Raw genomic sequence first — 7,282 nt, 5'->3', positions numbered from 1 at the left:
GGCGTTGGCCCGCCGCGGGGGCGGGCCCCGTTGGGGGGCCGGGGGCGGAGCCCCAGGCCGGGGGCGCCGGGCGGAGCCCGGCTACGGGGTCCGGGGCGGAGCCCCGGTTTCGGGAAGGGGCGGGGTGGGGGAAGGCTCCGCGCAGCGGACCCGCCCCGCCCCGGCGCAGCCGGCGAGCTTCGGCCCGGCCGCCCCGGAATCCCGGCCGGTCAAGGCCACCGCTCCCAGGAAGCCATACGTTATTAACCGGGCATTCAAGCGCGCTTGCGACGCTCCCCCTTATGCAGCCCGGACTTCGACTGACAGCCGACCCGTCCGACGCGCCTGTCCTCCCGCGTGCGCGGAAGAATGGAGTCATGAGTCACAAGCCCAGCGCCAGCCCCACCGAGGTCCCTGTCCAGCACTCCCAGGCGGAGCGGAACGCACGGCTGGGCTCCATCGCCGCGCACCGCCCGCACGCCGATCTGGAGCCCGAGATCGACGCCGATCCGGACGCCTTCGACGAGCGGGACTCCGGCGAGCTGCCCGCCGGGCGGTTCCTCGACCGGGAGCGCAGCTGGCTCGCCTTCAACGAGCGGGTGCTCGAGCTGGCCGAGGATCCGGCGACCCCGCTCCTCGAACGGGCTAACTTCCTCGCCATCTTTGCGAGCAACCTCGACGAGTTCTTCATGGTCCGCGTCGCCGGCCTCAAGCGCCGCATCGCCACCGGCGTGGCCACCCGCTCCGCCTCCGGCCTGCAGCCCCGCGAGGTCCTCGACCTCATCTGGACCCGGTCCCGTGAGCTCATGGCCCGGCATGCCGCCTGCTTCCAGCAGGACATCTCCCCCGCGCTCGCGGAGGAAGGCATCCACCTGATCCGCTGGCCCGACCTCACCGAGAAGGAACAGGCGCGGCTCTTCACGCTCTTCCGCAACCAGATCTTCCCGGTGCTCACCCCCCTCGCGGTGGACCCCGCGCACCCCTTCCCGTACATCTCGGGCCTGTCCCTGAACCTCGCGGTCGTCGTCCGGAACCCGGTCAGCGGCCACCGCCACTTCGCCCGGGTCAAGGTCCCGCCGCTCCTCTCCCGCTTCCTGGAGGCCTCCCCGCAGCGCTACGTCCCGCTGGAGGACGTCATCGCCGCGCACCTGGAGGAGCTGTTCCCGGGGATGGAGGTGCTGGCGCACCACATGTTCCGGGTGACCCGCAACGAGGACCTCGAGGTGGAGGAGGACGACGCCGAGAACCTCCTCCAGGCCCTGGAGAAGGAGCTCATGCGGCGCCGCTTCGGCCCGCCGGTCCGCCTGGAGGTCGAGGAGTCCATCGACCCCGGCGTCCTGGACCTCCTCGTCCAGGAGCTGAAGGTGTCCGCCGCCGAGGTGTACCCGCTGCCCGGCCCGCTCGACCTGACCGGCCTGTTCGGCATCGCGTCCCTGGACATCCCGGAGCTGAAGTACCCCAAGTTCGTCGCCGGCACCCACCGCGACCTCGCCGAGGTCGAGTCCGCCTCCGCGCCCGACATCTTCGCGGCCCTGCGCGAGCGCGATGTGCTGCTGCACCACCCGTACGACTCCTTCTCGACCTCCGTCCAGGCCTTCCTGGAGCAGGCGGCCGGCGACCCGGACGTCCTGGCGATCAAGCAGACCCTGTACCGGACCTCCGGCGACTCCCCGATCGTCGACGCCCTGATCGACGCGGCCGAGTCCGGCAAGCAGGTCCTCGTCCTCGTCGAGATCAAGGCGCGCTTCGACGAGCAGGCCAACATCAAGTGGGCCCGCAAGCTCGAGGAGGCCGGCTGCCACGTGGTCTACGGCCTGGTCGGCCTCAAGACGCACTGCAAGCTGTCCCTCGTGGTCCGCCAGGAGGGCGAGACCCTGCGCCGGTACAGCCACGTCGGCACCGGGAACTACCACCCCAAGACCGCCCGCCTGTACGAGGACCTCGGCCTGCTCACCGCCGACCCGCAGGTCGGCGCGGACCTGTCCGACCTGTTCAACCGGCTGTCGGGCTACTCGCGCCGCGAGACCTACCGCCGGCTGCTGGTCGCGCCCCGCTCCCTGCGCGACGGGCTGATCGCGCGGATCAACAAGGAGGCCGCCCACCACCGGGCCGGCCGCCCCGCCTACGTCCGATTCAAGGTCAACTCGATCGTCGACGAGGCACTGATCGACTCGCTGTACCGGGCCTCCCAGGCCGGGGTGCCGGTGGACATCTGGGTACGCGGCATCTGTGCCGTCCGCCCCGGGGTCACCGGCCTCTCGGAGAACATCCGGGTCCGCTCGGTCCTCGGCCGCTTCCTGGAGCACTCCCGGATCTTCGCCTTCGGCAACGGAGGCGAACCCGAGGTGTGGTTCGGCAGCGCCGACATGATGCACCGCAACCTCGACCGCCGCATCGAGGCCCTGGTCAGGGTCGCCGACCCGGCCCACCGCGCGGCCCTGGACCGGATGCTGGAGACCGGCATGTCGGACGCCACCTCCTCCTGGCACCTGGGCCCGGACGGGGACTGGACCCGGCACGGCACGGACCCGGAGGGCCAGCCGCTGCGGCACGTACAGGAGATGCTCATAGACGCCCGGAGGCGCCGGCGTGGCTCAGCAAAACCATGACCTGACCGCACGCACGGCCGGGGAGGTGCTGGGCGCGTACCTGCGCGCCCAGGCCACTGCCTTCCTGCGCGGGCTGCGCCTCCACGAGGAGAGCCGGGCGGATGCGGTGGAGGGGACGGAGGCGGCTCGCACCCTGCGGGGTGCGGCCCGCCGGATCAGCGGCTCGCTGGCCACCTACCGGCCGGTCGCCGAATCGGCCTGGGCGGACGGGCTGCGGACCGAGCTGGTCTGGCTGTCGGCCACGCTGGCGGACGAGCATGCGTACGGGGCCCGGCTGACCCGGCTGCTGGACGCGCTGCACCGGCTGTCGGGCTCCCCGGAACTGCCGGCTCCGCGCGGCTCCGGCTCGGCCGGCGGGTCGCTGACGGTCGGCTCGGCGCGGGCCGCCGCCCTGCTGGAGCGACAGCTGACGCTGGCCCGCACCCGCGCCCACTCGGCGACCCTGCAGGCCCTGGGGTCCTCCCGGTTCCATGCGGTGGCGGACGCGGTGGCGGTGCTGGCCTCGGAGGTTCCGCTGGACCCGATCGCCGCGGCCGGCCGGACCGAGGACGTGCTGGTGCCGCTGGCCGCACAGACCGAGTCCCGGCTGACGGCGGCGCTGTCCGGCCTGCCGCTGGTCCGGGCGGCCCACCCGTACAACGCGGACGCCCTGATCGACGACTCGCACCAGGACGCGCCCTGGCATTCGGTACGCCGGCTCCTGCGGGTCCACCGGTACGCCCAGGAGGCTCTGGGCGCGGACGTGGCCCGGCTGGCGGCTGCGGGCGAGGCGCTGGACCGGCACCGGGACGCGGCGGAGGCCGCCGCGGCCTCGGCGACGGCGGCCCGCACCCCGCGGATCGCCCCGGCGACCGCGTACGCGCTGGGGGTGCTCCATGCCGACCAGCGGCACGAGGTGGAGGCCTCCCGCTTCGCGTTCCAGCAGATCTGGGCCCGGGCGGTTGTCCCCACGTAGGGCGGCCGTGGCAGCGCCCCGGCAACGGCGAAAACCGGCCATCCCCGCACAGCGCGGGGACGGCCGGGCCGGGAGCGGCTGGAGCAGGCCGGAACCGGCCGATCCGGGCCACCCGGGACGCATAGACACCGGGATTCCGAGGTAACAGCCGCATAACGGCGTCTTACGGCCGGGCGCACCGGCCAGCGGACTCACCATGCCGTCCGCCACGGTTCACCGTCCGTTCACTCACGACCGTCGGCCGCTTCACCTGTTCTGCCTAATTTCGGCAGTGCACGGTGCGGGTCGGCCGCGAAACGCCGACACTCCCGGGCCCAACATACGTAGTCCTCTTCGCACGCCGCCCCGATTCAGAAAGCGGCCGGCGGCTCCTGGAAGGAACACCCGAAAGTGAAGCTTCAGCGCAAGAACATGCTTCGTGCCTCCGCCCTCGGGGCGCTCGTCGTGTCCGGCGCCCTGGTCCTCACGGCGTGCGGCTCGGACGACAACACGAAGAACAACGGCTCCACCGCCGCTCCCAGCGGTGCCGCCGCCGGCGACGTCAAGTGCGACGGCGCCACCGGCAAGCTGCTCGCTTCGGGCTCCTCCGCCCAGAAGAACGCCGTGGACCTGTGGATCAAGAACTACATGGCCGCGTGCAAGGGCGTCGAGGTCAACTACAAGTCCTCCTCCTCCGGTGAGGGCATCGTCGCCTTCAACCAGGGCACCGTCGGCTTCGCCGGCTCGGACTCCGCGCTCAAGCCCGAGCAGGTCGAAGAGTCGAAGAAGATCTGCAAGGACGGCCAGGGCATCAACCTGCCGATGGTCGGCGGCCCGATCGCCCTCGGCTTCAACGTCCCCGGCGTGGACAAGCTGAACCTGGACGCGACCACCCTCGCGAACATCTTCAACGACAAGATCAAGAAGTGGAACGACGAGGCCATCAAGAAGCTCAACCCCGGCGTTGAGCTGCCCGACCTCGCCATCCAGGCCTTCCACCGCTCCGAGGACTCCGGCACCACCGAGAACCTCGCCAAGTACCTGAAGGCCACCGCCGGCGACGCCTGGCCGCACGAGGTCGCCAAGAAGTGGCCCGCCCAGGGCGGCCTCGGCGCCTCCGGCTCCTCCGGTGTCGCCGCCGCGGTGAAGCAGAACGCCGGCGCCATCGGCTACTTCGAGCTCTCCTACGCCTCCTCCCAGGGCATCAAGACGGTCGACCTGAACACCGGTGCCGCCGCCCCGGTCGCCGCGACCGCCGAGAACGCCTCCAAGGCCATCGCCGCCGCCAAGATCGCCGGCACCGGCAAGGACCTGGCCCTCAAGCTCGACTACACCACCAAGGCCGACGGCGCCTACCCGATCGTCCTGGTGACCTACGAGGTCGTCTGCGACAAGGGCAACAAGGCCGAGACCCTGCCCACCGTCAAGTCCTTCCTGACCTACACGGCCTCGGACGCCGGCCAGAAGGTCCTGTCCGAGAAGGGCTACGCCCCGATCCCGGCCGAGATCAACGCCAAGGTCCGCGAGGTCGTCGCCTCGCTGTCCTAAGTCACGCCCCAGCTGCCGGCTCCACCCCCGTCCGGGTGGGGCCGGCAACCGGGACCCTCCCCCTCCACCCGGGGGGATCCGGTGCACCGCCGCCAGGGGGCCTCGCCCCCACACAGACCGGAAAGACAATGGCTTCCACCACACCCACCCAGATAGACACGGCTCCGTCCGCTGTCACCCAGAGCGGAAGGTCCACCGGCCGAGCCGGTGACAAGATCTTTGCCGGGCTCTCCAAGGGCTCCGGCATCCTGCTGCTGGTGATCATGGCGTCGATCGCCGTCTTCCTCACCTACCGGGCCTCGATCGCCCTGTCGAAGAACGAGGGCAACTTCCTCACCACCTTCGACTGGAACGCTTCGGCCACCCCCCCTGTCTTCGGCATCGCCGTCCTCCTCTTCGGCACCGTCGTCAGCTCGATCATCGCGATGGCCATCGCGGTTCCGATCGCTGTCGGCATCGCCCTGTTCATCTCGCACTACGCGCCCCGCAAGCTGGCCTCGCCGCTCGCGTACGTGGTCGACCTGCTGGCCGCCGTGCCCTCGATCGTCTACGGCATCTGGGGCGCGCTCTTCCTGGTCCCGCAGCTCAACGGCCTCAACCTGTGGCTGGACGAGTACCTGGGCTGGACGTACGTGTTCGAGAAGACCCAGGTCGGCGTGGCCCGCTCGCTCTTCACCGTCGGCATCCTGCTCGCGATCATGATCCTGCCGATCGTGACCAGCGTCAGCCGCGAGGTCTTCCTCCAGGTCCCGCGCATGAACGAGGAGGCCGCCCTGGCCCTCGGCGCGACCCGGTGGGAGGTCATCCGGATGTCGGTGCTGCCCTTCGGCCGCTCCGGCGTCATCTCCGCCTCGATGCTCGGCCTCGGCCGGGCCCTCGGCGAGACCATGGCCGTGGCCACCGTCCTCTCCCCGAGCTTCCTCATCTCCGGACACCTGCTGAACCCGGGTGGCGGCACGTTCGCACAGAACATCGCCGCGAAGTTCGACGAGGCCAACGAGTTCGGCCGGGACGCGCTGATCGCGTCCGGTCTGGTCCTCTTCCTGCTCACCCTGCTGGTCAACGGTGCGGCCCGCCTCATCATCGCGCGCCGCAAGGAGTTCTCGGGGGCGAACGCCTGATGAGCCACGCACTTCAGGACCCGAGCCCCGTCCGGGGCCCCAAGTCCTCCGACAGCCTCACCCGCGGCGGCCTCCCCCGCTGGGCGCCGGCCGGCATCACCGCCCTCTCCCTCGCCCTGGGTACGGGCATCGGCGCGGTCGCCGGGCTGGACAGCAAGGTCCAGTGGGGCCTGATCGCCGCCGCCCTGTTCGTGATCATCACGTACACCGCCAGCTCGGTGATCGAGAACCGGCGCCAGGCCAAGGACCGGGTCGCGACCTCCGTGGTCTGGGTCTGCTTCGTGCTCGCCGTGATCCCGCTGTTCTCGCTGATCTGGGTCACCATCAGCCGCGGCATCGAGGCCCTCACGCCGGAATTCCTCAGCCACTCGATGAACGGCATCACCGCCTTCGACGAGGGCGGCGGCGTCTACCACGCGCTGCTCGGCACCATCGAGCAGGTGGCCCTGGCCACCCTGATCGCCGCGCCGATCGGCCTGCTGACCGCCGTCTACCTGGTCGAGTACGGCCGGGGCACCCTCGCCAAGTCGGTCACCTTCTTCGTCGATGTCATGACCGGCATCCCGTCGATCGTCGCGGGTCTGTTCATCCTCACGACCTGGAACCTGGCGCTCGGCTTCGGCCCCTCCGGCTTCGCCGGCTCGATGGCCCTGTCGATCCTGATGATGCCCGTGGTCGTCCGCTCCACCGAGGAGATGCTCAAGCTCGTCCCGAACGAGCTGCGCGAGGCCTCCCTCGCCCTCGGTGTGCCGAAGTGGCGCACGATCCTCAAGGTCGTGCTCCCCACCGCCATCGGCGGCATCTCCACCGGTCTGATGCTGGCCGTGGCCCGTATCGCCGGTGAGACCGCGCCGATCATGCTGCTGGTCTTCGGCGCCCAGCTGATCAACGGCAACCCCTTCGAAGGCGCGCAGTCCTCGCTCCCGCTGTACATCTGGGAGCAGTACAAGGTCGGCAGTGAAGCCTCCTACGACCGGGCCTGGGCCGCTGCCCTCGTCCTGATCGCCTTCGTCATGATCCTCAATCTGGTGGCCCGCGGCATCGCCCGCTGGAAGGCCCCGAAGACCGGCCGCTGAGGCCACCGAAAAGAG

Annotated in this window: 5 protein-coding genes; all 5 read left to right on the top strand. The window is 70.8% G+C overall.

Annotation, left to right across the window (positions count from 1 at the left end; genetic code table 11):
- Window positions 1-356 precede the first annotated feature (356 nt).
- Window positions 357-2,588, top strand: coding sequence for an RNA degradosome polyphosphate kinase (locus tag ABT123_RS35755; protein WP_351322444.1), 2,232 nt, complete (start codon window positions 357-359; stop codon window positions 2,586-2,588).
- Entirely contained in the window at window positions 2,569-3,543 is a 975-nt protein-coding gene (locus ABT123_RS35750; RefSeq protein ID WP_351322442.1) for a CHAD domain-containing protein, read from the top strand. The genes ABT123_RS35755 and ABT123_RS35750 overlap by 20 nt, the downstream gene beginning before the upstream one ends.
- A gap of 390 nt (window positions 3,544-3,933) precedes the next feature.
- Window positions 3,934-5,070, top strand: a complete 1,137-nt coding sequence (gene pstS, locus ABT123_RS35745) for a phosphate ABC transporter substrate-binding protein PstS (protein ID WP_351322440.1) — start codon at window positions 3,934-3,936, stop codon at window positions 5,068-5,070.
- A gap of 128 nt (window positions 5,071-5,198) precedes the next feature.
- Window positions 5,199-6,191 carry a phosphate ABC transporter permease subunit PstC gene (pstC, locus tag ABT123_RS35740; protein ID WP_351322438.1) on the top strand — a complete coding sequence of 331 codons (993 nt, stop codon included), beginning with the start codon at window positions 5,199-5,201 and terminating at the stop codon, window positions 6,189-6,191.
- Entirely contained in the window at window positions 6,191-7,267 is a 1,077-nt protein-coding gene (pstA, locus tag ABT123_RS35735; RefSeq protein WP_351322436.1) for a phosphate ABC transporter permease PstA, read from the top strand. The genes pstC and pstA overlap by 1 nt, the downstream gene beginning before the upstream one ends.
- The last annotated feature ends 15 nt before the right edge of the window (window positions 7,268-7,282 follow it).

Origin of the sequence: Streptomyces sp. NPDC002054 (assembly GCF_040296685.1) — a bacterium.
Classification (GTDB): domain Bacteria; phylum Actinomycetota; class Actinomycetes; order Streptomycetales; family Streptomycetaceae; genus Streptomyces.
Note: the sequence above shows the minus strand (reverse complement) of the source record. Positions and strands in the feature narration are given on the sequence as shown.

What these genes read in the sequence shown, in the direction of transcription:
- ABT123_RS35755 (WP_351322444.1), top strand. Translation starts at nt 357, where the DNA reads ATGAGTCACAAGCCCAGCGCCAGCCCCACCGAGGTCCCTGTCCAGCAC.
- pstC (WP_351322438.1), top strand. Translation starts at nt 5,199, where the DNA reads ATGGCTTCCACCACACCCACCCAGATAGACACGGCTCCGTCCGCTGTC.
- pstA (WP_351322436.1), top strand. Translation starts at nt 6,191, where the DNA reads ATGAGCCACGCACTTCAGGACCCGAGCCCCGTCCGGGGCCCCAAGTCC.